Annotated in this window: 36 protein-coding genes; 5 read left to right on the forward strand and 31 right to left on the reverse strand. The window is 55.2% G+C overall.

Going from position 1 to position 23,967, the window contains the following annotated elements; translation table 11 throughout:
* The 17 genes from SSARUM_RS20660 to SSARUM_RS20740 form a co-directional block, all read right to left on the reverse strand.
* Positions 1–2,619, reverse strand: coding sequence for a phage tail protein (locus tag SSARUM_RS20660; RefSeq protein WP_050438975.1), 2,619 nt, complete (start codon positions 2,617–2,619; stop codon positions 1–3).
* A gap of 9 nt (positions 2,620–2,628) precedes the next feature.
* The gene (locus SSARUM_RS20665) at positions 2,629–3,162 is read right to left on the reverse strand and encodes a phage tail protein I (RefSeq protein WP_033649047.1); all 534 of its coding nucleotides are present in this window, start codon (positions 3,160–3,162) and stop codon (positions 2,629–2,631) included.
* Complete coding sequence (locus SSARUM_RS20670) at positions 3,155–4,063, reverse strand: baseplate assembly protein (protein WP_033649046.1); 909 nt, start codon at positions 4,061–4,063, stop codon at positions 3,155–3,157. The genes SSARUM_RS20665 and SSARUM_RS20670 overlap by 8 nt, the downstream gene beginning before the upstream one ends.
* A gap of 4 nt (positions 4,064–4,067) precedes the next feature.
* Positions 4,068–4,418, reverse strand: coding sequence for a GPW/gp25 family protein (locus SSARUM_RS20675; RefSeq protein WP_033649045.1), 351 nt, complete (start codon positions 4,416–4,418; stop codon positions 4,068–4,070).
* A complete protein-coding gene (locus SSARUM_RS20680; protein WP_154231760.1) occupies positions 4,415–4,555 on the reverse strand; it encodes a hypothetical protein in 141 nt (46 codons plus the stop codon). The genes SSARUM_RS20675 and SSARUM_RS20680 overlap by 4 nt, the downstream gene beginning before the upstream one ends.
* A gap of 10 nt (positions 4,556–4,565) precedes the next feature.
* Positions 4,566–5,195, reverse strand: coding sequence for a phage baseplate assembly protein V (locus SSARUM_RS20685; RefSeq protein ID WP_033649044.1), 630 nt, complete (start codon positions 5,193–5,195; stop codon positions 4,566–4,568).
* 72 nt (positions 5,196–5,267) lie between these two features.
* A complete protein-coding gene (locus SSARUM_RS20690; protein WP_033649043.1) occupies positions 5,268–5,714 on the reverse strand; it encodes a phage virion morphogenesis protein in 447 nt (148 codons plus the stop codon).
* Positions 5,701–6,174 (reverse strand): phage tail protein, encoded by a 474-nt coding sequence (locus tag SSARUM_RS20695; protein WP_033649042.1) that lies wholly within the window; start codon positions 6,172–6,174, stop codon positions 5,701–5,703. The genes SSARUM_RS20690 and SSARUM_RS20695 overlap by 14 nt, the downstream gene beginning before the upstream one ends.
* Positions 6,146–6,376, reverse strand: a complete 231-nt coding sequence (gene lysC, locus SSARUM_RS20700; protein WP_230199994.1) for an Rz1-like lysis system protein LysC — start codon at positions 6,374–6,376, stop codon at positions 6,146–6,148. Before lysC ends, SSARUM_RS20695 begins: the two co-directional genes overlap by 29 nt.
* A complete protein-coding gene (gene lysB, locus SSARUM_RS20705; RefSeq protein ID WP_033649041.1) occupies positions 6,270–6,698 on the reverse strand; it encodes an Rz-like lysis system protein LysB in 429 nt (142 codons plus the stop codon). The genes lysC and lysB overlap by 107 nt, the downstream gene beginning before the upstream one ends.
* Positions 6,695–7,207, reverse strand: coding sequence for a lysozyme (locus SSARUM_RS20710; RefSeq protein ID WP_033649040.1), 513 nt, complete (start codon positions 7,205–7,207; stop codon positions 6,695–6,697). The genes lysB and SSARUM_RS20710 overlap by 4 nt, the downstream gene beginning before the upstream one ends.
* Positions 7,191–7,400 carry an HP1 family phage holin gene (locus tag SSARUM_RS20715; protein WP_031231709.1) on the reverse strand — a complete coding sequence of 70 codons (210 nt, stop codon included), beginning with the start codon at positions 7,398–7,400 and terminating at the stop codon, positions 7,191–7,193. The genes SSARUM_RS20710 and SSARUM_RS20715 overlap by 17 nt, the downstream gene beginning before the upstream one ends.
* A gap of 4 nt (positions 7,401–7,404) precedes the next feature.
* Positions 7,405–7,608 carry a tail protein X gene (locus SSARUM_RS20720; RefSeq protein WP_015379118.1) on the reverse strand — a complete coding sequence of 68 codons (204 nt, stop codon included), beginning with the start codon at positions 7,606–7,608 and terminating at the stop codon, positions 7,405–7,407.
* On the reverse strand, positions 7,608–8,096 hold the full coding sequence (locus SSARUM_RS20725) for a head completion/stabilization protein (protein WP_033639340.1): 489 nt from the start codon (positions 8,094–8,096) through the stop codon (positions 7,608–7,610). Before SSARUM_RS20725 ends, SSARUM_RS20720 begins: the two co-directional genes overlap by 1 nt.
* Before the next feature lie 93 nt (positions 8,097–8,189).
* Positions 8,190–8,849: a phage terminase small subunit gene (locus SSARUM_RS20730; RefSeq protein WP_033649039.1), complete on the reverse strand. Its 660-nt coding sequence runs from the start codon at positions 8,847–8,849 to the stop codon at positions 8,190–8,192.
* Between the two features lie 2 nt (positions 8,850–8,851).
* Positions 8,852–10,063, reverse strand: a complete 1,212-nt coding sequence (locus SSARUM_RS20735; protein WP_140926693.1) for a phage major capsid protein, P2 family — start codon at positions 10,061–10,063, stop codon at positions 8,852–8,854.
* A gap of 42 nt (positions 10,064–10,105) precedes the next feature.
* On the reverse strand, positions 10,106–10,921 hold the full coding sequence (locus tag SSARUM_RS20740) for a GPO family capsid scaffolding protein (RefSeq protein WP_033649037.1): 816 nt from the start codon (positions 10,919–10,921) through the stop codon (positions 10,106–10,108).
* A 142-nt stretch (positions 10,922–11,063) separates the two neighbouring features.
* Here SSARUM_RS20740 and SSARUM_RS20745 point away from each other — a divergent pair, with 142 nt between their 5' ends.
* Both SSARUM_RS20745 and SSARUM_RS20750 read left to right on the forward strand, forming a co-directional pair.
* Positions 11,064–12,836 (forward strand): terminase ATPase subunit family protein, encoded by a 1,773-nt coding sequence (locus tag SSARUM_RS20745; protein ID WP_033649036.1) that lies wholly within the window; start codon positions 11,064–11,066, stop codon positions 12,834–12,836.
* Complete coding sequence (locus tag SSARUM_RS20750) at positions 12,836–13,870, forward strand: phage portal protein (RefSeq protein WP_033649034.1); 1,035 nt, start codon at positions 12,836–12,838, stop codon at positions 13,868–13,870. The genes SSARUM_RS20745 and SSARUM_RS20750 overlap by 1 nt, the downstream gene beginning before the upstream one ends.
* Positions 13,871–13,914: 44 nt before the next feature.
* On the opposite strand, the gene SSARUM_RS20755 is transcribed toward SSARUM_RS20750, so the two are convergent.
* The 3 genes from SSARUM_RS20755 to SSARUM_RS20765 all read right to left on the reverse strand — a co-directional run bounded on the left by SSARUM_RS20755 (position 13,915) and on the right by SSARUM_RS20765 (position 15,607).
* Positions 13,915–14,259, reverse strand: coding sequence for a type II toxin-antitoxin system HicB family antitoxin (locus tag SSARUM_RS20755; protein ID WP_223294898.1), 345 nt, complete (start codon positions 14,257–14,259; stop codon positions 13,915–13,917).
* A complete protein-coding gene (locus SSARUM_RS20760) occupies positions 14,256–14,510 on the reverse strand; it encodes a type II toxin-antitoxin system HicA family toxin (protein ID WP_071605322.1) in 255 nt (84 codons plus the stop codon). Before SSARUM_RS20760 ends, SSARUM_RS20755 begins: the two co-directional genes overlap by 4 nt.
* Before the next feature lie 524 nt (positions 14,511–15,034).
* On the reverse strand, positions 15,035–15,607 hold the full coding sequence (locus tag SSARUM_RS20765; protein ID WP_019843167.1) for a flavin reductase family protein: 573 nt from the start codon (positions 15,605–15,607) through the stop codon (positions 15,035–15,037).
* A gap of 128 nt (positions 15,608–15,735) precedes the next feature.
* Here SSARUM_RS20765 and SSARUM_RS20770 point away from each other — a divergent pair, with 128 nt between their 5' ends.
* On the forward strand, positions 15,736–16,635 hold the full coding sequence (locus SSARUM_RS20770) for a LysR family transcriptional regulator (RefSeq protein WP_033649106.1): 900 nt from the start codon (positions 15,736–15,738) through the stop codon (positions 16,633–16,635).
* Positions 16,636–16,731: 96 nt separating this feature from the next.
* Here SSARUM_RS20770 and SSARUM_RS20775 read toward each other — a convergent pair whose 3' ends face one another.
* The 11 genes from SSARUM_RS20775 to SSARUM_RS20825 all read right to left on the reverse strand — a co-directional run bounded on the left by SSARUM_RS20775 (position 16,732) and on the right by SSARUM_RS20825 (position 22,167).
* Positions 16,732–16,929 (reverse strand): hypothetical protein, encoded by a 198-nt coding sequence (locus tag SSARUM_RS20775; RefSeq protein WP_139818298.1) that lies wholly within the window; start codon positions 16,927–16,929, stop codon positions 16,732–16,734.
* A gap of 47 nt (positions 16,930–16,976) precedes the next feature.
* On the reverse strand, positions 16,977–17,174 hold the full coding sequence (locus tag SSARUM_RS20780; protein WP_033649105.1) for a hypothetical protein: 198 nt from the start codon (positions 17,172–17,174) through the stop codon (positions 16,977–16,979).
* Between the two features lie 73 nt (positions 17,175–17,247).
* Complete coding sequence (locus SSARUM_RS20785; protein ID WP_140926695.1) at positions 17,248–19,461, reverse strand: replication endonuclease; 2,214 nt, start codon at positions 19,459–19,461, stop codon at positions 17,248–17,250.
* Entirely contained in the window at positions 19,458–19,883 is a 426-nt protein-coding gene (locus SSARUM_RS20790; protein WP_033649031.1) for a hypothetical protein, read from the reverse strand. The genes SSARUM_RS20785 and SSARUM_RS20790 overlap by 4 nt, the downstream gene beginning before the upstream one ends.
* A complete protein-coding gene (locus SSARUM_RS20795) occupies positions 19,873–20,154 on the reverse strand; it encodes a DUF5405 family protein (protein ID WP_015379131.1) in 282 nt (93 codons plus the stop codon). Before SSARUM_RS20795 ends, SSARUM_RS20790 begins: the two co-directional genes overlap by 11 nt.
* Before the next feature lie 122 nt (positions 20,155–20,276).
* On the reverse strand, positions 20,277–20,501 hold the full coding sequence (locus SSARUM_RS20800) for a TraR/DksA C4-type zinc finger protein (RefSeq protein WP_023460307.1): 225 nt from the start codon (positions 20,499–20,501) through the stop codon (positions 20,277–20,279).
* Positions 20,501–20,794 carry a DUF2732 family protein gene (locus SSARUM_RS20805; RefSeq protein WP_033649030.1) on the reverse strand — a complete coding sequence of 98 codons (294 nt, stop codon included), beginning with the start codon at positions 20,792–20,794 and terminating at the stop codon, positions 20,501–20,503. The genes SSARUM_RS20800 and SSARUM_RS20805 overlap by 1 nt, the downstream gene beginning before the upstream one ends.
* Before the next feature lie 64 nt (positions 20,795–20,858).
* Positions 20,859–21,161: a hypothetical protein gene (locus SSARUM_RS20810; RefSeq protein ID WP_031221632.1), complete on the reverse strand. Its 303-nt coding sequence runs from the start codon at positions 21,159–21,161 to the stop codon at positions 20,859–20,861.
* 11 nt (positions 21,162–21,172) lie between these two features.
* Complete coding sequence (locus tag SSARUM_RS20815) at positions 21,173–21,352, reverse strand: phage filamentation protein Fil family protein (protein ID WP_049279101.1); 180 nt, start codon at positions 21,350–21,352, stop codon at positions 21,173–21,175.
* Between the two features lie 10 nt (positions 21,353–21,362).
* Complete coding sequence (locus SSARUM_RS20820) at positions 21,363–21,872, reverse strand: phage regulatory CII family protein (protein ID WP_033649029.1); 510 nt, start codon at positions 21,870–21,872, stop codon at positions 21,363–21,365.
* Between the two features lie 31 nt (positions 21,873–21,903).
* A complete protein-coding gene (locus SSARUM_RS20825) occupies positions 21,904–22,167 on the reverse strand; it encodes a hypothetical protein (protein WP_071998162.1) in 264 nt (87 codons plus the stop codon).
* A 131-nt stretch (positions 22,168–22,298) separates the two neighbouring features.
* Between SSARUM_RS20825 and SSARUM_RS20830 the strand changes: the two genes are divergently transcribed.
* Positions 22,299–22,877, forward strand: coding sequence for a phage repressor protein CI (locus SSARUM_RS20830; RefSeq protein ID WP_033649028.1), 579 nt, complete (start codon positions 22,299–22,301; stop codon positions 22,875–22,877).
* Positions 22,877–23,920 carry a phage integrase gene (locus SSARUM_RS20835; protein ID WP_033649027.1) on the forward strand — a complete coding sequence of 348 codons (1,044 nt, stop codon included), beginning with the start codon at positions 22,877–22,879 and terminating at the stop codon, positions 23,918–23,920. The genes SSARUM_RS20830 and SSARUM_RS20835 overlap by 1 nt, the downstream gene beginning before the upstream one ends.
* Positions 23,921–23,967 lie beyond the last annotated feature (47 nt).

Below are 23,967 nucleotides of genomic sequence, written 5' to 3' on the forward strand. Positions count from 1 at the left end.
TTATCGTCCTACTGTGATCCACTGACCATTTTTATAAATTTGGATGTAGCTCCAAAACAGCTCTTCAGCAGAGTAATCGCCGTCTTTGTTATTGAAACCGGTTAGTACGGTATTATCGTGATAGGTATAAATCCCGGTCGCGCCGACATGCATTTCCGCGCTGTATCTGACATTTTGAATAAAGTTCTGATTAACCCAGTCAATTGTCGCTCTGGCGCCCACATGCTGATTAAAGGAGGGCCAGTCAACCCGACCATTCAACCCATTGTTAACCCATGCCTGACTGGCGAACTCGCCCATTTTCCCACTAATAATGCCGCCAGTTTGAGTATTAAACTGCCAAATACTTTCCACTCCATCACCAAGCGCATGAATAACGGGGTGAGCATGCATATTCTCGCCCGGCATCAAATAGCCATAGCTAACTGCGGTCGGCCAGCCCTTGCCCTTACGCGTCGATTTACCTTTCACCAGTGGCACATAAATCGCGCCGCTGTTTGCTTCCCACTGAAAATCAGTCTGGTAAAAAGGCGCGCGCGTGCCAAGCTGATTGCTGTACGCTCCGGCGCCTTCCGGGGCTTTATTCGTGTTATCGCCGGTGCCGTGATAATCCGATGTCAGCGCCGCAGCAGATACCCAGGAGCTTGACGATACCCCGCCCGTAATATTGCCGCCGGTTTTAGCCAAATAGCGGCCATCCGCTTCTGTCTTATTCCACGCGTTAACGTCACCGGCCAACAAATTCACATCAGCGGACAGTGGCTTACCGTTCACCTTGATGGATCGGAGTGCGTATTTTTGGACGGCCTGCGCGTCAGTCAGGGCGCCAACATCGGCCGCCGTTGGTTTGTAGTCCGTCGTATAAACTCGCGCCCAGCGGAGCGAAGCCGCACTGTCTTTTCGCATCGAGCGCAAATAAAACGCCATATCGCCGGAGCCTACGGCAAATTGCACATTGCGGAACTCGTTCACTTTCCCAGTAAACAACACCCCCATGCCGCCCGGCACGGGATAGCCTTTATTGGTAGTGGCAACCAATGACTCAACGGTAAAGCCATTTTCGCGATTTAAGTCATCGTCAGCATTGGCGGTATTTTCGTTCGGGAATACGATACGCGGCAGAGTTAACGCCCCTTTCATCGTGTCGCCGGTCTGTTTTACATAGCGGCCATCCGCTTCGGTTTTGTTCCATGCCTTGACATCACCGGCCAACAGATTGACATCGCCGCTCAGCGGCTTACCGTTGACTTTGATAGAGCGCAGCGCGTATTTCTGCACGGCCTGCGCATCCGTCAACGCCCCTGTTTCTTGGGCGGTCGGTGGCTTCGCCGTCGTATAAATGCGCGGGTTCGACGCCTGATTAGCTTCAGCCCCCCAGTGCAACTCGTCATCAGCCCCAACACCAAGTCGCATTAACGCCTTTCCGGCGACTTGGAAGCCGATAGATAAATTTCCCTGAGCAGAAAGACGGCTCATCACTAAGGGCGTATGCTGATTTCCCTCAATATTGAGTGTGCTCCCCTCTGTTTCCGCGTTGCCGGACTTAATCGCCAGTTTTTTTACTGTGCCGCCGGAAAGCATCAGAAAACGGCCATCGGCTTCTGTTTTGCTCCATGCCCCGACGTCTGCCGCAGTCGGCTTAAATTTGGTGGTGTAAGCCTGAAACCAAGTCACACCGTTTTCCGCGATATTTGAACGGCCAAAGAATGCGTTTCCGTTGTTTTGTACTGCCATATACGCGCCCGACGGGCCACCGTCGCAGGGCAAACTCAGCACGCCATAAACATCGCCGCCCGGTGCATTCTTTGATGAGCCATTAACCCGATAGATTTCCCCCTGATTACAATAAGCATCTTCCCGGTGGCGTGAGCCGCTTCCCAATCCAAACGCACCGACCTCCATCAACTGCCCGCCAGCCACCCCGACGTTTTTCGTCGCGGCCGTACCTAACGCCAGATTGCCACGCGCGGCGGCCTTATCGGGCAAGTCGGACAGATTGGCGGCCTTTTTCATGCTGGCATCGCTGACAGTTTTAAGCGCCTTCGGGGTGCTGGCTTTCGTTTCATCGGTGCTGGTCGTCGCGCTGCTCAGTTGCACCAGCCCTTTCGCCGTGGTGCTGGCGTCCGGGTGGTTTCGGGTTTTCTCATGCGCGGCGATCGCGTCGGCCACAAAATCCTTGGTCGCCAGCACGGTGTCGCCACCGGCGATCACCTGCACCGCCTCGGTGCTGCTGACAATCAGGATCATGCGCAGCGTCTGCGTGCGGCCGCTGCCCTCTTCCAGCTTCGGCTTGTAGCTCTCCGCCATGTTGCTGACGGCAATCAGCGTCCCGGCCTCGTCATAGAGGCCCATTTCACGCAACCACCACCCGCCGATGTTCGCCGGAATAATCATCTCGGCCAGAATGTGATTTTTCAGCGCCTTATCGATAGTCAGCCCGTTGAGTGCGGCGCGGTATTTCTCGTTGACCAGCTTGGTCTGGGCCGGGTTAGGTGTCGGCAGCGTGCCGTTCCCGTCACCGACGGCCATACGGACAATTTTCAACTGCGTGCCGCCCGCGCTGGCGGCGGCAATCTTAGCCGCCCCGGCGGTGGTAATAATCGCTTTGTATTTGTTCATGATTTTCTCTTACCCGGGGTAAACGGTAATGACATCGCCATCAATGGCGGCCGCGCCGGTGTAAATCCGGCCGGGGATGTCCTGCAAAACGTTGAGGCCGATCAGGTGGCGGCTCAGGGGCTTGGCGTCGGCGATCAGTCGCTCCATTTCCTGATACATTTCTTCGGTGATGCCGGTTTCCAGCACGCCAATATCCAGCCGGAAGGTGCCGGGCGGATCGGCGCCGTCGGTATGGAACCACTCGATAACGTTGATCAGGTAGCCAAGCGGCTCCACAACGCGGCGCACGGCGCCGATGGTGCCCTTGTGCCGGTGGATATAGAACGCGGCCGAAACCACGCCCCGCTTGACGTCCTCCGGCCACGCCTCATCCCAGCGATCGACAGAGAACGCCCACGCAAGATAGGGCAGCAGATGCACCGGGCAGGTTTTCGGGTTCCACAAATCACGCAGAGGAACCGGCACGCGCTCCAGCTCGGCACACGCGGCGGCGGCGGCAACTTCCAGCGGTGATGAGCCGACAGGCAATAGACGGTTAGTCATCGGCGCGCCCTGGGGTAATGTTCACGCCAGTGCAGTAACCCGCCTGCGTTTTATCCAGCACGATGTCGGTGGCCGGTTGAGCAACCTCAACACGTTCAACACCTTCCACGGTCAGCGCCGCAATGATGCCGGAGCGCCGGATACTGCGGCCTAAGCGGCGCATGGTCAGTACATAATTTTGCAAACGTTGTTTGGCCTCCGTGAGGATCGGCGCAACCTCCGGGCCGGGATAGAGAAACAGCGTGGCAACAATGCCATAGCGGGTTATTTTTGCCGCTTGCACGATGACGCGATCGGCAACCGGGCGCACGTCCTCATCATTCAGCGCATCGCGGACAACCTGCAGCAGTTCGGGGCTGGCGGTGCCGTCGCCGTCTCGTGACAACACGGTGACGGTCACATTAGCCGGTGATGGGCTGATTGCCGTCACATCGGCCACCCGGCCATCAGCCGAGCGGGCGTGAAAACGGTAGGAACCGGCCGATCCCGCTGTGCTCATGCCTTCAAAAGCATCCTGCAGGCGCAGGCGGTAATCTTCATCCGCTTCCATGACTGCAGGTGTCGGCGGAATGGTGCTCTCATCCGCCGGGGCGATCACCAGTCGCGGCGTGTTGAAGTTGGCGCCGAGCTGGTCGAGGTCTTCGCCGGTGGAATACGCCAGCATCACCGCTTTCGCGGCATCGTTGACGCGCTGGCGTAGAATCACCTCGCGGTAGGCGTTTTCCTGCAACAGCTTAACGATCGGCTCCGACTCCAGCGCCAGCGTGCGCGCGACGGCCTCCCGCTGTTCCTCCGGGTAAAGCGAAATCAGCGTCGCCTTACGCTCTGCCAAAATGTCTTCATAATCCAGCACCTCAACGACGATCGGCGCGGGCAGCTGTGAAAGGTCAATCGTTGCCATGGTTTCAGCTCACAGGAACAGACAGCGACAGCGCGCCGGGGGCATCGGTGCGGGTGCCGGTGATGTCGATCACCATCTTGCCGTCAAAAGTGGTATTAAAAGCGATGCCGGTCAGCTTGACGCGTGGCTCCCACGCCAAAATCGCGCTATAGCAGGCGGCCATAATCTGCAGGCGCAGCGCGTCGTTCTGCGGCTGGTCGAGCAGCTCAGAGAGCAACGAGCCGTAAGCCCGGCGCATCGTGCGCGAACCCTGCGGCGTGATCAGGATGTCCGCCACGGACTGGCGAATATGCTCGATGTCCGTCAGCGTGCGGCCGGTGCCTCGGTTCATGCCGATATATTTAGCGCTGTTCATGACAGCAGCAGCCCGATAAACAAGAACCAGCCCCAGCCGGAGACTCCATTAAGTGCCAGCATGACAGCGCCCGATAAGGCAATCGCAGCACCCAATCGAGAAACAAGAGCGGCCAAAATTACTGATAGGGTTTTCATACTGGTGTCCTCATGAGGGTTTATCGGTTCTCCCGCCGCCGGTCTGGACGCCGCCGTGGGTGTGCATATCAACAACAACGCCGTTGGATAAGAACGAGCCGCCGCTGTGCTCAATGTTCCCGTGCATCGCCCCGCCTTTTTTCACTTCCAGCGTGCCGGTGGTGAGTTTGTTGGTGCAGACCACCTCCGGCGCATCGAGCGTGATTTTGTCAGCCGTAACGATCACCACTTTGGTGCTGGCGGTGATGGACTCCGACGCCTGCACGTCGGCGGTTTTAATCCCTGACACGCTCAGCGCGCCGGTTTCCGGTTCGTACTCGATAACCGCGCCATCAGGGAATGCGATATGCAGCGCATCCGCCGACGCAGACGGGGCCGGGAAGTCGTCAGAGAAAATGCCGCACAGCACAAACGCGGTATCGAGTTCGCCACCCAGCGCAAAGATCAGCACCTGCTCACCGACAGAAGGCGCCGACCAGCTGCGAGTACGCCCGGCGCGACAGGTTAGCCAGTTGAGCCAGTCGGTAAGATTGCCGCCGGTTTCGACGCGGCACAGGCCGTTATCAAGGTCAACGGTGCTCACGGTGCCGATGCGGATCAGGTTGCGCAGCAGGCGCAAAATGTCGTGTTGATTGTTCATGCTGGAAGGATGCCGCCCGGCGCGGGCGGCGACAACGCGATGAGGTTGGAAGATCGGAGGCACAACAGGGGGTTATTCTGCGAGGTGTTCTATCACGGCCGTTTCTATGATTTTGACGTCATCCGGGCCAAATCCCAGCAACGGACGGGCCTCATATTTTACCGCATCGCTGTGCGGCGTCGGCCGATCGCGCAGGCCAAAATGATGCACATTGACCATACGCTGAACCCGCCCGACAAACTCAACCACGGCCGCATCGCTGTTGCCCTGGGCTTTCAGGTAACGGGCCGTGCGCAGCTTGGAGAACATTGCCCGATCGCGCAGGCGCTTTTTGTTTCGAAGCCGAGTTTTGCGCGGCGCGTAGGGTGTGCCGTCCGGCGCCTGCTGGCGTTTGATGTGTTGCTGTTGACCGGCGCGCAGGCGCTTTGACACGGCAACGGCCAGCGACTTTCGCGACTGCGGCGACAGCTTGGCAATCAGCCCGGCAAGCCGGGTGTCAAAGGGATTAAGCTCGCTCATGCCATTCACTCACTAATTCACCGTGAACAAAGAGCTGCATCGGCCGCGTGATGTCCTCCGGTAACGGCGGCTCCGGCAGGTGCTTAACGTGTAGTGCTCCGTTCTGTTCGCTGACCACGACACGCTCGGTCAGCTGCAGCGATACGCTGAAATCGTAAGAGCCGTTGTTGTTGAAGTCACTCGCGAAGGTGATCCCGGTGCGGCGCTTTTCCTCGGTTGCCATGATGTCCGGCTGGTTCTCTCGTAGCCATGCCTGAATCGGCACCATGATTAAATCCAGATCGCCGGTGTAGTCCAAAAACAGCAGGTTAAGCGTATAGCGGTACTCATGGGACAGCGAGGCGGCAAGCGTGGCGGCCACATTGCCGCGTTCTACCCGCACTTGCAGATTTTCAGGGTTGCGCTGTAGCCACGGCAGGCAGCTTGTCAGCTCAGCGCGGAGCTGTTGCGGTTTTAACATCGTGTTGTTCCTGACAGTGTTTTATCGTTTCGACCTGCACCGCGCAGGCCGCCAAGGCGTTTTCAAGCTGGCGAATATCGGCGCTCAGATCGCCGTTAGTCGCCGGGCGGCTGGCCGGGATTTGGCACAGACTCACTTTCGGACAGCCAACGTAGATAATCCGCGGCGCCGGTGAAGCCGGGGCGCTGGTGCAGCCGGGCAACGTCAGCAGGCAAAGCAGTGTTAAACCAGTCCCGTAATTGCTGATTTTCATTGAGTAACCTCTGTATTTTCTGCTCGCGCGTCAGTGCCAGCCGGTGCGCGGCGGCGAGATCGTCCCTTAACTTTTCCTCTTCCTGCGCCAGCCGACCGGCCGCCGCCTGCAGCGTGTCGATCGCCGCGCGGGTATCCGTCAGCGCCGCCGCTATCCGGCCGTTTTCTTGCCGGGCGCTCTCCAGCCGTTCACCCAACGTGACAACCTGCCATTTCATCCAACCGGCGACGACCAGCGCCAGCACCAGAAACCACCCGATCGCGCGGCTCATGGCGCGGCCCCGATCAGGCAGTGGGCCAGCTCCGCCGCCCGGCGCCGCTCCAGCCCCGGCGATTTGACGCCGTTGACGAACACCCAGCGCGGCAACTGTTGGCAGGCGCTGCGCCAGTCCTGCCGCTTGATGAAACCGGCCAGCGTAGAGCCACAGGCGGCCGTGACGCCAACGTTAAAGGCAAAGGACACCACCGCGTCATAAACCGGCGGCGGCATCGTGACAGGCATACAGCGCCCTATGCCGCGCTCCACGCGATACACGTCGGCGATGAGGTTAACGGCAGCTTGGCGCTCGCTGATAACCTTGCCGGGCTTTACCCCGGCCGTGTGGCCAATGCCGCTTGTCCAGACGCCCGCCTGACACTGGTACGGCGATAAACGACAGCCCTCGAAATCGGCCAGCAGTCGCAACCCAGCCTCAGAGATCTGCAGCGCGCTGAATTGCGGCAGCAGCACCGCCAGCGCCAGCACGGCGGCCACACTGCAGCGTTTAGCGATTGAGTTCATCGTAAACCCTCCGGCTAACGCCTAGCTTGTTCAACAGCTGGTAGCTTTTGCGGCGGTAGTACCAGTTAACGAGAAATGTGCCGACACCGACGGCGGCGCCAACCATAAAAGCGATGTCCTGCGGCGAATATTTGCCGATCCACGCGAGGAACATCGCCACCGCGTAGGCTAAAAATGATGTGATGCGCTCCATGTTTTTAATCCCATAAATTGACGGTTTCACGCTGCGGTGCGGCGGTCACGTCCGGCAGCTCAACCGGGTGGCCGTGGGGCAAAATCGCCCCGGCAGCGGCCAGCCCTTCATTTAGCGAATAGACCTGCTCAACCACGCCCTGCGTGCGCCCGTAGTAGCGCCAACAAATCGCGTCAACGGTGTCGCCCTGCAGGGCGTAGACTCTCATCAGAGCAGCCCGATGATGCAGTGGCTACGCTCGGCCACGTTACTGATCGCGTTGCGGGCGTTGCGCCACAGCTCGCCGATCGAGGCTTCGACCACATCAGCCTTGCGGCCGCCGGTGGCGGTGGTGTCGAAACTGCGGTATTGCTCCGAGAGCGTCGCCATGGTCATCGCGCTAACGGCGTTGCGGTATTCGCTCACCCGCACGCTTTCGCCGTCAAGCTGTTCGCCCGGCACATCCTCAAGCCGCTGATAGCCGTCGGCCATCTGGTCGCGGCGGAAAGTGAACAGCTCGGCGTTGACCTCCGCGATCGCGCTTTTAATTGCCAGCCGCAGGCGCGGGGCGGTGATAGTGCCTTCAATGCGCATCACGTCGCGCACGTCCGCCGGGTCAATGTCCGGCCAGAAAAAGACGTTTTTAACGATCGGCTCATCCTCCGGGCGCGGTGCTGGCGCGTCCGGGCGTGGCCGTTGGATCACAACGGTGCTCATATGACCTCAGAAAGTTAGGGGGCGGTGGACGACGGCGTTGACGAGGTGAAACCTGTCGCGGCCGTCGTGCCGCCCGGCGCGGGGCGCGTTCTGTCAGCGGCTGGCGGCGGTGCGTATTGCCCGCTCCAGCCGTTCAATGTCTTTTTTCACGCCGCAGCCGTTATGCAACTGCAGCGCACGCTTAAGGTGGTTCAATGCCAGTTCAGCCCTGCCCGCCGCGCGCAAGACGTACCCGGTGATTTTGTGCAGCTTGGCGCGCACTTGGTCGGGCATGTCTTCTGCGTCGGTGAGTTCCATCGTCTGCGTGAGGTGGTCAATGTTGACCGGCTCCCCAGCCTCAAAGGCGCGGGTGGCAGACTCGGCGACGTCTTCTGCGATGAGGTATGGCGTGGAGCGCGCGAAATTGCCCGGCGGCGCCAACTGGTAGCGCAGCGCATAGCGGGCGATGTCCAGCGCGCCGGGAATGTCCCCGGCATCCAGACGCCAGATCATGACCGTCATCAGAATGGCGTCCTGCGCGCCGCGACCTTCGGCCAGCACACCGGCAACCCAGGGGGCATAGTCCGGCAGCAGTTGGCGCTTGAGTTCGGCCTTACGCTCTTGTGAGCGCACCTGTTTGAGCTTTCGCTTATCTTCATTGAGTTTAAGCATCATCCGTTCATAGCCGTTGGCGTGGCGCAGCGGGTCATTCTCCCGCTGCGCGGCCTCGACCGCTGACTGGCGCATAAGGTGACGGCGGGCAGGGCTGGTCATGGTTATTTACCGCCTTTCGCTTTGTCGTCTGCCGGTGCTTCCTCCGGGTCTTTCACTTCGGCGACTGGCTCCGCTGGAGCGGTGGCAACCTTCACCGCTTCAACAATGGCACCGGCCAGCGCCTTAATGTCATCGCCGGAGGTCGGCAGTGCGGCCTTGGTTTTTGGCTCGGTCGGCTTGACGGCCAACAGCTCGATGTTCTCCACCAGACAGCCGCAGGCGTAATCCTCCACCACATAGTCCTCGTTGATGGACTCATAGTTTTCGATGCGGTCGCGCTTGGCGTTCTCCACCATATGGCGGCGGTGTGTGTCTTCCTGCCAGTAGATCGACAGGTTATCCATGCGCGTAATCAGCAGCGCATCCGCCGGGAAGTACGGCACACGCACGGCGGGCAGGTTGCCGATGCGCTTCTGGCTGATAATCAGATCGGCGGCCAGCGCTTCGGTGTTGGGCTGTTCCTGATTGACCAGCGGGAAATACTTGTCGGCCAGCAGCTGACGACCGCAGATCACTACCAGCTCAGGATCTTCCTGATACCACGGTGCAATCAGGGTATTAGTGGCATCCATCACCAGCGCGTCGAGGTTGGCGTAATCGCCACCGGCACCCACGCGGATGTTTTCAGACACCACGCTGCCGTCCATACCCACGATTTTGTTCATCACGCGGCTCGGCGCGTTCTCGCGGTACTTCTGCAACCAGCCCGGCGCAATGTCCTGCAGCAGCGGGAACTTGACGCGGTTGGAGGTTTTGGCGCGGTGCGTACCGTTAAAGCCGATCATGATGCGGTCGAGCGCCTGACGTTCAACAATTGCATCGCGTAAGCGGGTCTGGAAATCCTGATAACGCGCCCACAGGTCGAGGGTGTTGTAGCGGATGTGGAAATCGTAGTTCACCTGCTGGCAGAAATAGTCATCGCTGTCCAGCGTGGCAAAGTCGGCCGTTTCGCGTTCATCGCCGCCGGCGGTGTCGGTGGTGCTGGCGATGGAGCCGCTCACACCTAAACCGACTTTCTCTCCCTTCATTTCCTTAACCGGCAGGATATTAATACGGGTCAGGAACGTGGAGGAATCCTGTACGCGGGTCATGATGGTTTGCGTGACGGACGGCTCAACGCTGAATTTTTTATCCAGATCGCCGGTTGCTACGCCATTCAGTTCGGCGAGGCGAGACATAAACGCATTAAATTTAAAACGAGTTTGCTTGCGCATTTTTCTTCCTGTTTTTGTTCGGTTTTATCGGGTTTGACTGCCTTAGCAGTCGGTCAGCACGTCTTGCGCACTGTTGCCGCCGGTGGCGTCCGGGCGGGCCTGCTGGCTGAAATCTTCCGAGGTGGAAAGCTGGGCTTGCAGCGCGCTGAACGCATCGCTGCCGGTTTTTACCTGTTGCTTGAGATCGGCAACCTGCTCGCTCAGTGCAGCGAATTTCTCGGTAAAGCGGGTGTCCGCTTCCTGCAACTGCTCGGCCACGGTCATCACGGCGCCTTCCATCTCACCAAATCGCACATCGTCGGTGGCCTGCTTGCGGCTAAACATCGCTTTGATGCGGGCAGAGAATGAGGTTTCCGGGTCAGCGACCGGCTCAAAATCGAAATGGACTTCCAGCGGCGCGGAGAACTCGACGTTCTCGTGGCGGCGGCTGAACTCCAGCATGTCAGTGCCGAGGCTCGCCGGGTCATCGGTGACGGCCAACCCGACCAGATACGACTTGCCGGTCTTGGCGAAATCGCGGCGGATCTCCATCGAGGTGAAAACCTTTTGGCCCGCGCCGACCATCGACACCAGATCGGCGGTCGGGGCCAGACTGGCGTACAGCGCCCACTTGCCGTGCAACAGCGGTTCGTCCGGCTCGTCGATTTTTTCGGCCTTCAGCTCAACCACGCCGCCGTAACGACGGAAATAGCCATCCGGCAAAATCCCCTTGATGTGCTCCATGTTGATACGGGCGCCGTACACCTTCGGGCTGTAGGTCGCGGCCATCTGCTGAATATCCGCAGCGCCGATCTCGCGGCCGTCAACGGTGTCGCCTTCAACGCCGATGCGGAAAAACTTAGTAACTTTCTTTGCCATGTAAACGGCTCCGGTTGTGGTGATTGGGTTCGGTGCTAGTTTCGGGGGAATGGCGGCGCGTCTCAACGCGTTGCGGTTGGAAGATCTGAGGCACAACAAGGGCTTAATGCGAGCCGCCCGGCGCTTTCGTAGCCTTGGCGGCATGAATACGACACAAGCAACAACCATCATCAGCGATCCGCGACGCCAAGCTGCCTTGCTCTACTGGCAGGGCTTTTCTGTGCGCCAAATTGCGGAAACGCTGAACCTCAAGGGGCCGACCGTGCAGAGCTGGAAGCTGCGCGATAAATGGGACGACATCGCGCCCATTTCCCGCGTGGAGCAAAGCATGGAAGCACGGTTGATTCAGCTCATCATGAAAGACGTCAAGGAGGGGAAAGACTTCAAAGAAATCGACCTGTTAGGCCGCCAGATTGAACGGCTGGCGCGGGTCAATCGCTATTCGGCGACTGGCAACGAGGCGGACTTAAACCCGAACGTCGCCAACCGCAACAAAGGCGAGCGCAAGCCCGCCGAGCGCAACGTGTTCAGCGAGGCCGCCGTGGAGAAACTGCAAAGTATCTTCACGGAAACCACCTTCGAGTATCAAATGGGGTGGTATCGCGCCGGGCTGCAACACCGTATCCGCAACATCCTGAAATCGCGCCAGATCGGCGCCACGTTCTTCTTTGCCCGCGAGGCGTTGCTCGATGCGCTGACCACCGGCCGCAATCAGATTTTCTTGTCGGCCAGTAAGGCGCAGGCGCATGTATTCCGCAATTACATCATTGATTTTGCGCGGCTGGTCGAGGTTGACCTGAAAGGCGATCCGATGGTGCTGCCGAACGGCGCCCGCCTGATGTTCCTCGGCACCAACGTGCGCACCGCGCAGAGCTACACCGGCAATCTGTATCTTGATGAGTATTTCTGGATCCCGAAGTTTCAGGAGCTGCGCAAAGTCGCCAGCGGGATGTCGCTGCACAAGCGGTGGCGCACCACCTACTTTTCCACTCCGTCGAGTCTGGCGCACTCCGCTTATCCGTTCTGGTCGGGGGAACTCTTTAACAAAGGCCGCCGCAGTAAAGCCGATCACGTTCAGCTCGACCTCAGCCACAGCCACCTGTCAAAAGGCGTGCTGTGCGGTGATGGGCAATGGCGCCAGATTGTCACGGTTGAGGATGCGCTGACCGGCGGCTGTAACCTGTTCGACCTCGATCAGCTGTCGCTCGAATACAGCCCGGCAGAGTATCAGAATCTGCTGATGTGCGAATTTGTGGACGATACCGCGTCGGTATTCCCGTTCGCCGAGCTGCAAGGCTGCATGGTCGATGCGCTGGAAGAATGGGAAGACTTCAACCCTTACGCCGTGCGGCCATTCGGCTATCGCCCGGTGTGGATCGGCTACGACCCATCGGAAGCCAACGGCGGCGACAGCGCCGGATGCGCGGTGATCGCGCCGCCAATAGTGGCCGGGGGCAAGTTCCGCGTGCTCGAGCGCCACCAGTGGCAGGGCATGAACTTTGCCGCGCAGGCCCAGAAGATTAAAGACCTGACCGAAAAATACTGCGTGGAATACATCGGCATCGATGCAACCACCGTCGGCCAAGGTGTTTTCCAGCTGGTGCGCGAGTTCTTCCCGGCCGCGCGAGAAATCAAATACACGCCGGAAATCAAAACCGCCATGGTGTTGAAGGCAAAAGACACCATCGGGCGCGGCTGTCTGGAATACGACACCAGCCACACCGACATCACCGCCGCCTTTATGGCGATCCGCAAAACCATGACCGCCAGCGGCGCGCGCTCCACCTACACCGCCAGCCGCAGCGAAGAAGCCAGCCACGCAGATGTCGCGTGGGCAATCATGCACGCCCTCTTAAACGAACCGCTGACCGCAGGCAGCGGCCACAGCAGCCCGAACATTTTGGAGTTTTACTGATGAGTAAGCGCAAAGGCCGCAAGGCATTTACCACCCCGACGCCAGCCCAGCCAGCAGAGCAGAAGCAGGATTTTGAGGCGTTCACCTTTGGCGAGCCGTCCGCTGTGCTGGATAAACGGGAAATTCTGGATTACATCGAATGCACGACAAATGGCAAGTGGTACGAACCGCCGATCAGCTTCGATGGGCTGGCGCGCAGCGTGCGCGCCGCCGTGCATCACAGCTCGCCGATGTACGTTAAGCGCAACATTTTAGCGTCAACGTTTATCCCGCACCGGCTGTTAAGTCAGCAGGAGTTTAGCCGCTATGCGCTGGATTATCTGGTGTTCGGCAACGCCTATTTAGAAGAGCGCCAAAACCGGCTCGGCGCGCCGCTGCAGCTGAAATCCTCCCCGGCCAAATACACGCGGCGCGGGGTGGAGCGCGGCGCTTACTGGTTTGTGCAGGACTGGAAAGAGGCGCATCGCTTCAAGACCGACAGCGTTTTCCACCTGATTGAGCCGGACATCAATCAGGAACTGTACGGCCTGCCGGAGTACCTCAGCGCGCTTAACTCCGCCTGGCTGAATGAGGCGGCGACGCTGTTCCGCCGTAAGTATTACCAGAACGGGGCGCACGCCGGTTACATCCTGTATGTGACCGACGCGTCGCAGAGTACCAGCGACGTTGACAGAATGCGCAAAGCCATGGCCGACACTAAGGGCTTGGGGAACTTCCGCAATCTGTTCATGTACGCCCCGAATGGCAAACCGGACGGCATTAAGATTTTGCCGCTGTCCGAGGTTGCCACCAAGGACGACTTTTTCAATATCAAGAACGCCAGCCGCGACGATCTGCTAAGCGCACACCGCGTACCGCCGCAGATGATGGGGATTATCCCGAACAATACCGGCGGCTTCGGGGACGTTAAAAAAGCCGCTCAGGTGTTTGTACGCAACGAGCTAACACCGCTGCAAGAACGCATGAAGGAGGTGAACGACTGGATCGGGGAAGAGGTGATTAGATTCGCGCCGTATGAGTTGCCGACCGAATAAGCAAAAAGCCGCCAATGATTGGCGGCTTTTTTGTTGGCGCTGGATCAGGAATGCTTTTCGATAACCAGATCAACACCTTCATTCAGCAGTTCATTAATCGACTGCCCGGTAGCCTGTGCGGCAATGGCTAACGCCTGATGGCGTTCCGGCGACAGGCGGGTGGTTACTTTGCCGCTGTACGACTTGTAAGGCTCGATGCCGTCTTTATGGCACTCATCGAGAAAGACCGCGAGTGAGATCGCGCCTTCTTTCTTCAGCTCGTCCACGCTGTAGGCGTAGAAGTCGGCGCCGCCATTCAGCCCGACAAACTCGCCCCGGAACATTTCAATTTCAGGGTCGAAGTTGATGACGGCCGTATGGCCGTCAATTTTCAGTGTGTTATTCATCATGGTTTTATTCCTAAGCTATCCAACCAGATCCGAATGGAGTTAACCGCCCCCTTGTCAGTGGTAGGTCTGGGGTGTGGCCGGTGAAAGACTCTTTTTTCACCTTTCAACAGCACCGCGATCCTAGAACCTTCCCTTTCGTGAATCTCCGCCCCTAATGCGGTAAAAAGCGCCTCAATATCAGACCACTTTATAGAACCGTTGACAGGCCGGGCAAACACATCTGACAGCGTTTTTTGGTGTCGTTTGTTCATGGGGTTTATAGTATCACTTTATGACACTATTGCAAGAATATTATGGTGTCGTTTTTTGGTGTCACTGATTGGCGATATTATGCAGTGCGCTGTAAGCGCCTGAGAGCGCCATCATGGCGCCACGACATCAAACCCCATTCTCATACAAGTATTGCGATAAATCGCCGTGACGGGACGCTGGCGGCTCTTTTGGGAGGGGTTCAACACGGCTTGCGCGCAATGCTATCCCCGCCTCGCCTGCGCGCTTTATGTGTCGCTTTTAATGCAGTTGCATGATCCGGCGCGATCCGCGCCAGTGCTGGCGCTGTGGGGGTAAAAATAACACCGGATCATCATGCGATTTCATGCACCTAATGCATGCATAGGTTATTTAGAATGAAACTGGCAACATTCCCTAACAGCGCACAATCAAATCAGACAGTCCGCTCTGAGCGAAAAGCGGACATCTTTAGTGGGTTGATTTTGATGCTCTTACCTCTATTATGTAGCCATTTTCTATGGCTACATTTATACAGAAGTAAGGGTTAGTCTTTTCCCGGACCATAATTAAATTTAGTACCTTTGCCAATAGCGTAAAACTGTCCACCAGCTACATAATGGACAGTACGTAATTCATCAGGCGCATCATCAAAAATCCAGTGCCCATTTCTGAAAACGCGGTCATCACTCCATGCTCCGACAATTTCCCCCATGAACAAGTTGTGCTGCTTTTCATTTTCTTCATTGGGTATAACTTTACAGACTAGCCAGCCAGCGCAACCTTCAACTAAAGGCAGATCAAACTCATTCTGATAAAACAGTGGAATTTTACTGTTTTTATCTGGTGTGTCAGAATAACTGTGGCCTCCAGCATATAAAACCATTTCCATCTGATTTACTACTGGGATCTGGACAACGTAATATCCACTTTTTTCGACAAGCCCGCGAGTAAATGCCTGTGGACCTATAAAAGCCATTACTTTGTTATTGCCTACTAATCCCACCCAAGCCGCTGCCATGACATTTTCAATGCCATCATTTTTAGCCGATATCATCGTCGTTGGCCCGACCTGCAATAAACGATAGGCTTTGTTTAACTCTACTGGTTGAATTGACATAAATTACTCTTTTGAGTTCTGATAAAAAGTAAGACAGGTTACTTATTTGATTGTTCGATTATATGACTGGAATAGTTGCAAATTAATTGCTATTATCAAAATACATTATTGCAATTTTCACAACAATCATGAACAAACTTGATGCTCTAAAGTTTTTTATCATTGCCTCTGAAACCCTGAACTTCCGCGAAGCAGCCATAAAGCTGTCAGTTTCACCATCAGTAGTAACCCGAACAGTCGCTGAGTTGGAGAAACAGCTTGGTGAACCTCTTTTCAAACGCAATACTCGTTCGATCTTTCTCACCAGTTTCGGTGAGTTATTTTTACCCCAAGCGAAGCGCCTGCTGGAAGATTCTGAAAAACTATTTCAGACAGCGAAAGATGATAATAAAATTAAGGGTATTGTTCGTATCACATTACTTCGATTTCCAAATCATGAACAAATCTTGTATGAACTATTGACTGCACTACGTCCATATCCTGAGTTATTTATCGACTGGCGTTTAGACATGATGAAACTTGATACTATCGAGCATCGTATCGATATAGGTATACGTGTAGGGCGAGAACCTAATCCAAACTTTATAATTAAAAATATCGGGCAAGTTGAACATATTCTGGTTGCGTCCCCTGAACTCATTGCGCGCCTGGGAGCACCAACTGATTTAGAAGATCTTCGACAGCGTTATCCATTCAGTGGTTTAATTAATCCTGAGACGGGAAAATCATTTGAGTTTATGAGTGACGCAGTGAATACTTTTGTCCCTCGTCATATTGAGTTTTATACTACAGACCCATACGCCGAGATTCAGGCTGCATTGGCCGGGAAAACGGTTGTACAATCCAGCGATTTTATCTGTAGGGAGTACTTAGCAAGCGGCCAACTTGTTCTCCCACTGCCTGAACTGCGACAGGAGAAATGGCAATTTTATTTATATCGGCCTTACCAGCTGATTACTCCCAAAAGGGTGACTGTCGTTTTTTCGCTATTAGAAAAAATATTACGCAAATATTTCGCATCAAAATAATCTTCTCCTCAACGTCTGCTCTTGGCACAAAGCTGTCCTGTTAGGTTACACTCTGTGCTGTGACAATGTAAAATCAAGTCTGAGAAAATACAATTTTTAACCCAGATAGAGGTATGTGTTGTGCTGATAACGCCCCTCGTCAATCAGCCGGAAAACGTGGCCGGACTGGTGCTTGATGTAGTAATTCGCCTCTTCAGGCGTTAGGTGTGTACCGAGCCGGTTTGCAGCTTGAATGAAATCAACGGTCTTTATGCGGCGGCCCTTGCCGTTCTCATTGAAGTTAAGCGCATCCATAAACGCCCCGGCTAAGTTTAAATCTCGTCTCATACGTCACCTATGGATTAAGAGATCGTGGCAAGCTGCCTGATCACTTCTGCTTTTTCAGGGGCAATGCTGGTTTTCATCTCCCCCGCCAGTTCTGAAATCCATATCAACGCAATCTCTTTATCTTTTGGTTGGCTCTCATAACAAACCCCCAGACGGGCGATGAGTTCAATACGTTCTAAAAAAACAATTTCTTCCGCTGCTGGTAAATGCACCCTGTTCCTCCGATGCTTAATTACTGTATGCATATACAGTATTACCCATAAATTTTGCATCCGCAACTAATTATTAAAAGCCTGACCAATCATTAACCGCTGGATAGTGCATTGAAATATCACCAAATTTGACTTTAGCGCCGCGTGCCAGTGCTTCCAGTTCCGAGCGTGTTGGCTCGATGCCGTGTAGTGCCAGCTCTGAGTAAATTCTGGGAACGCGATCGCGTTCAGCAGCGGTTAATCTTGCTGAAGGAGCTGGCTCCGGCCTGCTATATAGGTCAATGCTTCTCTGTTGCCTGTTTATCTGCGGGGCATCTGCCCGTAAACGCGCCATAACACACCGTGCAACGGTCATGTCATCCCAGTCAATTGGGGTTTCCGGTGCGTGCTCCAGCACCGCCACGGCCTCTACAGGCTCCCCATCCTGCATATTTTCGGCGTCACCGCTGCCGACCAACCCACAGTTATTGACAGGACTCCGAGGCGCGCCGGAGGCGCTTTTCAAAGTCAAAGGCTCAACTGCAACGGCTTTAGCGACGATGCGCCATTGCGTGGTGCGGGTTTCATAAACGCGATCGGCGCCGATATGCGGGGCAAAAATTCCCGCGATTTTCTGCACTTCTTCGTCATAGGCGTTGCGCTCGTCGGCAACCCTGCGGGCTACACGCACAGTCTGATCGTCGCGGGCAACGTTAGGGCCACCCTGCGCCAGAATGTAAGCGGCAAAGTCACCGGCATCAGCAGCAGCGCGCACCGCCTCAACGGTTTCGTCGAACTCATCGGCCAAACTGACAGAGCGGATCTTGCGGCACTCACGCCATGCGCCGCGCGACGGCAGGCCGATAAAGTGGAATTGAGGGATACGCCATGTTGACGCCCACGCGGTGACGGCGGCCGCCGTATCAGTCAACAGCTCGCCGGTTTCATGATCGCGTTCGCCGTCCAGCGCGTAGCCGTCGATGTTTTTTGCAATGTATTTGGCGATATAGCCCGCCGCACCGCCTTTGTTCAGGTGCTTGCAGTCAAACCGGTTTTTGGCGGCGCCGCGCTCGTCCCCATCTTCAGCCATGGCATAACGGCGCATGATGTCGATCACCTGCTGGCGCTGTTTTTTGGGGGTAAACAGCATCATATGCCAGTGCGGCGTCGCATCATGGTGCGGTTCGACAACGCGCACGCCATAGACCTGCAGGCCCGCATCTTTAAACGCTGTGCGGATCTTGCTAAACAGCTTCACAAGATAGCGCTGGCCGTCTTTTGGCGTGTACGCCTCTTCATCCCATTTGTGATTAAAATGCACCTTCGGGCTGTTCTTGCCGACGGCGCGCGTCGGGTGATATTTGGATGGGGTGGTGATGGTGATAAACATCCCTTTATCGCCACGGATAGCGGCGGCCTGCTCAACACCGGCGATCATCGCCATTAACTCCATACGACGAATTTCCGGGTTAGAGATACTTGCCATCACCTTGTCGATGAGGCTGAAGCGTTCGCCAGTTTCGACGTTCTCAAGCTCGCGGCTATTCAGATAATCAAAATTGGACTGGCGGCGCGCTTTCACATCTCGAATAGCCTGCTTACTGGCATACGACGACGCCCCGCGGTTCACATTACCCAGGGCGATCAGCAACGCCTCGCGCCAGCGCGTGCGCTGGGCCTTCAGCTGGCGTTCCCACCACTCGGAATTAACCAACCGTGACAGGCTGGCAATCGCTGACCGAGCATCCAGTTTGCCCTTGCGGTATTTGCGCCAGTGCATAGGGGTGATGTTGAAGGCGCGCGCCATACCGGCAATGCGGCCATAAAATTCGGATTGGGTGGCATCTTCGAAAAGCCCGGCATTGTCGCCGCCGTTCTCCGCCACAAACTCATCGCAGTAATCTTCGTAATTCTGCAGAAGCTGACCGGCCACGCGATCGGCAAGGCGGCGTAACTCTTTGTCATCCATGCCGGGCAGAGCTGCGTAATTATCAACTTCAGCAGAAAACCGCATTGACGCGGCGAGGTTCATCGCATTTTTGGCGCTCACCGTTTGCAGGCGCGGCCAGATGCGGCGATCGAACTGGAATACCAGCCATTTGTTGGCGTCGTGCAGCCCTTTGCTCTTGAGCAAGTTGGTGTAACGCGTCAGGAACATGGCGCTGAGGAAGCGCGGCAGGCGACGAATATTGGTTAAAACAGCTTGCCCCTGAGCGAGTTCCTCACGGGTAAGCGGTCTTACCGGCCCGGCAACTGCCGGGCGCGGTTCGTTCCATGGGTAAGCGTAGGCGGTAGCCGCTTGGCTCATTGCACTTTCGCGCCGTTGGCGTGGGCGCAGTTGCCGCAGTAACGCTCATTGCAAGCAGAGCAGAAATCACCCTTTACGGTGAAGCCTACTTTTAGCGGCGTTGCCAGCTTTTGCGCCACCTCCCCGATAATTGAATCCACCCAGTCGCGATCAACGCCCGGCATTGTTGGCAGGCTTGCGGCTACTTCATCCGGCACCGCATCGATCCACTCGCGCAGCGCCACAACAACTTCTTGAAGGCCTGCGATGCGCTGTAGCAAGGCGGATACGTACTCGTGCGAGTAGAGCATCTGTTGGCGCCGTGGATCGTGATATGGATTTGCAGGGTCGATAATGAACATGTACGCACAACGATGCTTGCTTAGGTCGCGCAGCTCTTCAGCGTCAGTCCACGCCACCGGCTTGCTCAGCTTATTGTCCATTTGCAGCCTCACACACCGCAAAAGCCTCTTGGCACAGGTTGCCAATGCGACCTATTTCCGCGCCCAATGATGCAATGCTATTAACACTGGAATTACGGACGCTGTGATGAATAAGGCCGTTCACAAGCTGGTTAATCGTAGGGTAATAGCCGATAGCCTCGTAACGCTCTTGACCTTCGCTTTTTCCTGTTTTCCCTACCTTCACCGTATTAAGAATGAATTGCAGGTTATCGCTGGTGATAACAAACTCAGAGCCGATTTTAATTTCCATGTTATTTCCTTAATCGTAATTTTGGTTTTCTGGTCTGCGTGCAAATTCTGAATCGCTCAAATCAGCCGCAATAAAATGACCTGCCAGCAACGCCAGCAGGCCGAACAAAATAAAGAACTCCGTCATGCCTTCCCCGCGTAAAGGTGATTTTGCGTCTCGCGGATCTGCTGACAGCTTACGCATGTATCAACGCCGGGAACGGCAGCGCGGCGCGCGGCTGGAATCGGCGCGTCACATTCTTCGCAAACGAAAGCAGAAGGCAGCGCGGAGGATTTGCGGGCGTTGGCGATCTGCGCGTTTAGTACCAGCGCTTGCCGCTCCTGTTCGTAGTCCATCAAGTCGGCCATTAGTGCAGCTCCTGCGCTTGATGCTCGATGGCTTCAGCCTCTTGGCGCAACAGCTCCACAGCCTCGACCGCGGTTAACCCCTCTTGGGTGATGTGGGCCGCCAGCCGAACCAAACGCGCAGCAGCTACCTGTGATTGGTTTTTACGTTCATCAACACGCGCGCTATCTAACAAATCTTGAAACTCATTCGTTAAGGCAGAAACCGCGCGGCAAGTACCAGCGACAACACCACGCTGAAAGGCATTATTTGCCGAGCTGGTTAAAGTTGGAGTAAGAAGCAAAGATTCTTTCATCGTAAATTCCTTATTTCAGGCAAAGCGATGCCCGGCGGGTTAACGCCAGAATTACGCAATGCGGTTAATTAACGTTTAATTCGCAATCATCATCACTGATAAATCGCGGCAAGGTTTTTGATAAATCAATCAGGTCATTCAGCGCCCACACAATTTGTTTACGCTCTGAATAACTCATTTCTGCAAACTTCATTTTTATATGCCGCTCTTTAAGCCCGGCATGAAAACAAACAGTTCTGCGGATATGTTCCGGCGACTTATCAAAAGCCTCTTGCGCCTGATTCCGCTTATGCGGGAACAGCTCACGCTTAATCTGTGAAATGCGCTTAATGCCGATCGCTTTTTGTGTTTCAGTAGCCAACAACATGACAGCCCCAATTAACGACAGAAAAAACGGCGCAGCGGTGAAACTGGCTTAACCGTTGACAGGCCACGCAGTAAGGCCGCCTGATCGTGACGTGGGCGCCAGCGCTTGCCGCCCGGCAGTTCAATGAAACCGTGTTCAAAATGCCGCGATGGACTTTGTTGTTTCAGCAGTGGAGCGATAGAAATAACCACGGTGATCACCTCAGCTTAAACCAGCAACAGCACTCAGCCCGCTGATCACGTCAACGGTGGAGGCCAGAGCCGGGGTGGATTGGATGCGGTTCTGAACGGTCAAGCCGATCAGCGACAAATGGCGGATCGCCGTGTTGACGCTTTCAAGCAGTGCGCTTTTGCGTACCGGCGTTTTGTGGTCGCCCTGCACGGCGGCGGCGGCGATGCTGCCAACTGCGGCCGTGGCCTGCAGTGCATACGTTGGAATATTTCCGGCGCAAGCCTCATTGACAGGCACGGACGGCATGCAGTTGATTTGTGCCAGCAAGGCATCAATCAGGCTGGAATCCTCTGTAGCGTCAGTGATCGCCAGCAGTTCGGCACACGTGAGCTGATGCGGCTGGCCCGGACTCAATTTGTTGCGCAGCGTCTGGGCGTTCATGCCGAGCTGTTTAGCAAGCGCCGTCACATTGTGGCGAGCTGGAAACTGTCGGCAGGCTTCATCGAAGTGCGGATGTTTAGAAATGGCGTAATCAAACATACTTTACCCCTATGAATTCACTTAAAGTGAATCACGCACCGATGACGAGTTGAAAACGTGAATGCCCTAACGCTTTACGCAACTGCTCTTCTTTCCAGCGTGCGTAGTAGATACGGATCGGGCCGCCTGCTTTCTTGCATCCTTTACGGATAACGCGGGGTTCAATAGGTAAACACGGGGTTTCACCAGTACTCCAGCGACGAGCAGTACGAGTAGAAACGCCTTCTAGCTCCGCGAATTCCTTTAACGTCACAATGGGGGAGGCGATTTTGAAGATTGCGATCTCAGAAGCCATAATGCATGATTCCCTATTTGCCAACTTTAACCAGTATTGACCGCCCATTTGCCAATGTAGGCCAATACAGACAATTCACTAACGAGCAATCTAATGAACTTTTTAGCATTGGTCAACATTTGGATTAACTTATGAGTATCAGAGAGACTAGTTTTGAACCTATCAAAATCCTCGAGCGCATCTGCGATGTCTATGGTTTCACGCAGAAAGTTCAGCTAGCCCATCACTTTGATATTTCTGCAAGTTCTCTCCAAAATCGCTATACGAGAGGCACTATCTCTTATGACTATGCAGCTCTCTGCTCCATAGAGACTGGTGCAAGTCTTAAATGGCTTCTTACTGGTGAAGGCTCGAAATTTGAGAATAAAACCACGGAAGAATCCCCACTTGAGATTGAGTTATTCACTCTTGAGGACGGCGAGCTAAGAGAAGATGACCGCTTGAGCATCGATCCTAACTTTTTCCGTAAGAAACCTACTGACGGTATTGCAGTTCGAACCGATGGAAAGCTGCACTTCATAGATAAATCAGCCTCGCTAGCAGATGGGACTTGGCTGGTAGACATTGAGGGGGCAATTAGCATCCGAGAGCTAACCGTATTACCCGGTAAAAAGCTCCATGTGGCTGGCGGGAAGGTTCCGTTTGAGTGCTTAACTGATGAGATCCGCATACTTGGACGTATTGCTGGCATTTACAGCGAGGTTAACTAATGGCTGTCCGTAAGATTCCTGCTGGCGGATGGGTATGCGAGCTATATCCGAATGGGGCTAGGGGTAAGCGGATCAGAAAAAAGTTCGCAACCAAAGGTGAAGCCTTAGCCTTTGAGCAATACACCATACAAAACCCGTGGCAAGAAGAGAAAGAGGATCGGCGCACAGTCAAAGAACTCGTGGACTCATGGTATAGCGCCCACGGCATAACCCTGAAAGATGGGTTAAAACGACAATTATCCATGCATCATGCTTTTAACTGTATGGGGGAACCACTGGCTCGCGATTTCGATGCTCAAATGTTCTCCCGTTACAGGGAAAAAAGGCTGAAAGGTGAATATGCCCGTTCCAACAGAGTGAAAGAGGTTTCCCCTCGCACGCTAAACCTCGAGTTGGCCTATTTTCGGGCCGTATTCAATGAACTAAACCGCCTTGGTGAGTGGAAAGGCGATAATCCGTTAAAAAACATACGCCCTTTTCGTACTGAAGAAATGGAGATGGCCTGGCTCAATAGAGATCAGATTGCCCTCCTGCTGGCTGAATGCCAACGTCACGAGAATACTGATCTCGAAAAGGTTGTAAGAATTTGTCTTGCTACCGGCGCACGCTGGTCAGAAGCCGAAGGGCTCAGAAAAAGCCAGCTGTCAAAATACAAAATCACATATATCAATACTAAAGGCAGGAAAAACCGGACAGTGCCTATCAGTAAAGAGCTGTACGATTCTCTACCTAGCCAGAACAAACCACAGACGGGGCTTTTTACTAGTTGCTATGGGGCGTTCCGAGCCGCCCTAGAAAGAACTGGCATAGAACTTCCCGCGGGCCAGTTAACTCACGTTCTACGGCACACGTTCGCCAGCCACTTCATGATGAATGGAGGTAACATACTGGTACTACAAAGAGTTTTAGGTCATACGGACATAAAAATGACAATGCGTTATGCTCACTTTGCCCCCGACCATTTAGAGGACGCAGTACGGTTAAATCCTCTGGCTACAAATGGCGATAGAATGGCGGTAGAACTGGCACATGATGTCATATGAATGGCCTACATTGGCCCAATATGTCACTGAAAACAAAGGCAATCTAT

The organism is Serratia sarumanii (assembly GCF_029962605.1).
GTDB classification, from domain to species: domain Bacteria; phylum Pseudomonadota; class Gammaproteobacteria; order Enterobacterales; family Enterobacteriaceae; genus Serratia; species Serratia sarumanii.

What these genes read in the sequence shown, in the direction of transcription:
- SSARUM_RS20660 (WP_050438975.1), bottom strand. Translation starts at nt 2,619, where the DNA reads ATGAACAAATACAAAGCGATTATTACCACCGCCGGGGCGGCTAAGATT.
- SSARUM_RS20665 (WP_033649047.1), bottom strand. Translation starts at nt 3,162, where the DNA reads ATGACTAACCGTCTATTGCCTGTCGGCTCATCACCGCTGGAAGTTGCC.
- SSARUM_RS20670 (WP_033649046.1), bottom strand. Translation starts at nt 4,063, where the DNA reads ATGGCAACGATTGACCTTTCACAGCTGCCCGCGCCGATCGTCGTTGAG.
- SSARUM_RS20675 (WP_033649045.1), bottom strand. Translation starts at nt 4,418, where the DNA reads ATGAACAGCGCTAAATATATCGGCATGAACCGAGGCACCGGCCGCACG.
- SSARUM_RS20680 (WP_154231760.1), bottom strand. Translation starts at nt 4,555, where the DNA reads ATGAAAACCCTATCAGTAATTTTGGCCGCTCTTGTTTCTCGATTGGGT.
- SSARUM_RS20685 (WP_033649044.1), bottom strand. Translation starts at nt 5,195, where the DNA reads ATGAACAATCAACACGACATTTTGCGCCTGCTGCGCAACCTGATCCGC.
- SSARUM_RS20690 (WP_033649043.1), bottom strand. Translation starts at nt 5,714, where the DNA reads ATGAGCGAGCTTAATCCCTTTGACACCCGGCTTGCCGGGCTGATTGCC.
- SSARUM_RS20695 (WP_033649042.1), bottom strand. Translation starts at nt 6,174, where the DNA reads ATGTTAAAACCGCAACAGCTCCGCGCTGAGCTGACAAGCTGCCTGCCG.
- lysB (WP_033649041.1), bottom strand. Translation starts at nt 6,698, where the DNA reads ATGAGCCGCGCGATCGGGTGGTTTCTGGTGCTGGCGCTGGTCGTCGCC.
- SSARUM_RS20710 (WP_033649040.1), bottom strand. Translation starts at nt 7,207, where the DNA reads ATGAACTCAATCGCTAAACGCTGCAGTGTGGCCGCCGTGCTGGCGCTG.
- SSARUM_RS20715 (WP_031231709.1), bottom strand. Translation starts at nt 7,400, where the DNA reads ATGGAGCGCATCACATCATTTTTAGCCTACGCGGTGGCGATGTTCCTC.
- SSARUM_RS20720 (WP_015379118.1), bottom strand. Translation starts at nt 7,608, where the DNA reads ATGAGAGTCTACGCCCTGCAGGGCGACACCGTTGACGCGATTTGTTGG.
- SSARUM_RS20725 (WP_033639340.1), bottom strand. Translation starts at nt 8,096, where the DNA reads ATGAGCACCGTTGTGATCCAACGGCCACGCCCGGACGCGCCAGCACCG.
- SSARUM_RS20730 (WP_033649039.1), bottom strand. Translation starts at nt 8,849, where the DNA reads ATGACCAGCCCTGCCCGCCGTCACCTTATGCGCCAGTCAGCGGTCGAG.
- SSARUM_RS20735 (WP_140926693.1), bottom strand. Translation starts at nt 10,063, where the DNA reads ATGCGCAAGCAAACTCGTTTTAAATTTAATGCGTTTATGTCTCGCCTC.
- SSARUM_RS20740 (WP_033649037.1), bottom strand. Translation starts at nt 10,921, where the DNA reads ATGGCAAAGAAAGTTACTAAGTTTTTCCGCATCGGCGTTGAAGGCGAC.
- SSARUM_RS20745 (WP_033649036.1), top strand. Translation starts at nt 11,064, where the DNA reads ATGAATACGACACAAGCAACAACCATCATCAGCGATCCGCGACGCCAA.
- SSARUM_RS20750 (WP_033649034.1), top strand. Translation starts at nt 12,836, where the DNA reads ATGAGTAAGCGCAAAGGCCGCAAGGCATTTACCACCCCGACGCCAGCC.
- SSARUM_RS20755 (WP_223294898.1), bottom strand. Translation starts at nt 14,259, where the DNA reads ATGATGAATAACACACTGAAAATTGACGGCCATACGGCCGTCATCAAC.
- SSARUM_RS20760 (WP_071605322.1), bottom strand. Translation starts at nt 14,510, where the DNA reads ATGAACAAACGACACCAAAAAACGCTGTCAGATGTGTTTGCCCGGCCT.
- SSARUM_RS20765 (WP_019843167.1), bottom strand. Translation starts at nt 15,607, where the DNA reads ATGTCAATTCAACCAGTAGAGTTAAACAAAGCCTATCGTTTATTGCAG.
- SSARUM_RS20770 (WP_033649106.1), top strand. Translation starts at nt 15,736, where the DNA reads ATGAACAAACTTGATGCTCTAAAGTTTTTTATCATTGCCTCTGAAACC.
- SSARUM_RS20775 (WP_139818298.1), bottom strand. Translation starts at nt 16,929, where the DNA reads ATGGATGCGCTTAACTTCAATGAGAACGGCAAGGGCCGCCGCATAAAG.
- SSARUM_RS20785 (WP_140926695.1), bottom strand. Translation starts at nt 19,461, where the DNA reads ATGAGCCAAGCGGCTACCGCCTACGCTTACCCATGGAACGAACCGCGC.
- SSARUM_RS20790 (WP_033649031.1), bottom strand. Translation starts at nt 19,883, where the DNA reads ATGGACAATAAGCTGAGCAAGCCGGTGGCGTGGACTGACGCTGAAGAG.
- SSARUM_RS20795 (WP_015379131.1), bottom strand. Translation starts at nt 20,154, where the DNA reads ATGGAAATTAAAATCGGCTCTGAGTTTGTTATCACCAGCGATAACCTG.
- SSARUM_RS20800 (WP_023460307.1), bottom strand. Translation starts at nt 20,501, where the DNA reads ATGGCCGACTTGATGGACTACGAACAGGAGCGGCAAGCGCTGGTACTA.
- SSARUM_RS20805 (WP_033649030.1), bottom strand. Translation starts at nt 20,794, where the DNA reads ATGAAAGAATCTTTGCTTCTTACTCCAACTTTAACCAGCTCGGCAAAT.
- SSARUM_RS20810 (WP_031221632.1), bottom strand. Translation starts at nt 21,161, where the DNA reads ATGTTGTTGGCTACTGAAACACAAAAAGCGATCGGCATTAAGCGCATT.
- SSARUM_RS20820 (WP_033649029.1), bottom strand. Translation starts at nt 21,872, where the DNA reads ATGTTTGATTACGCCATTTCTAAACATCCGCACTTCGATGAAGCCTGC.
- SSARUM_RS20825 (WP_071998162.1), bottom strand. Translation starts at nt 22,167, where the DNA reads ATGGCTTCTGAGATCGCAATCTTCAAAATCGCCTCCCCCATTGTGACG.
- SSARUM_RS20830 (WP_033649028.1), top strand. Translation starts at nt 22,299, where the DNA reads ATGAGTATCAGAGAGACTAGTTTTGAACCTATCAAAATCCTCGAGCGC.
- SSARUM_RS20835 (WP_033649027.1), top strand. Translation starts at nt 22,877, where the DNA reads ATGGCTGTCCGTAAGATTCCTGCTGGCGGATGGGTATGCGAGCTATAT.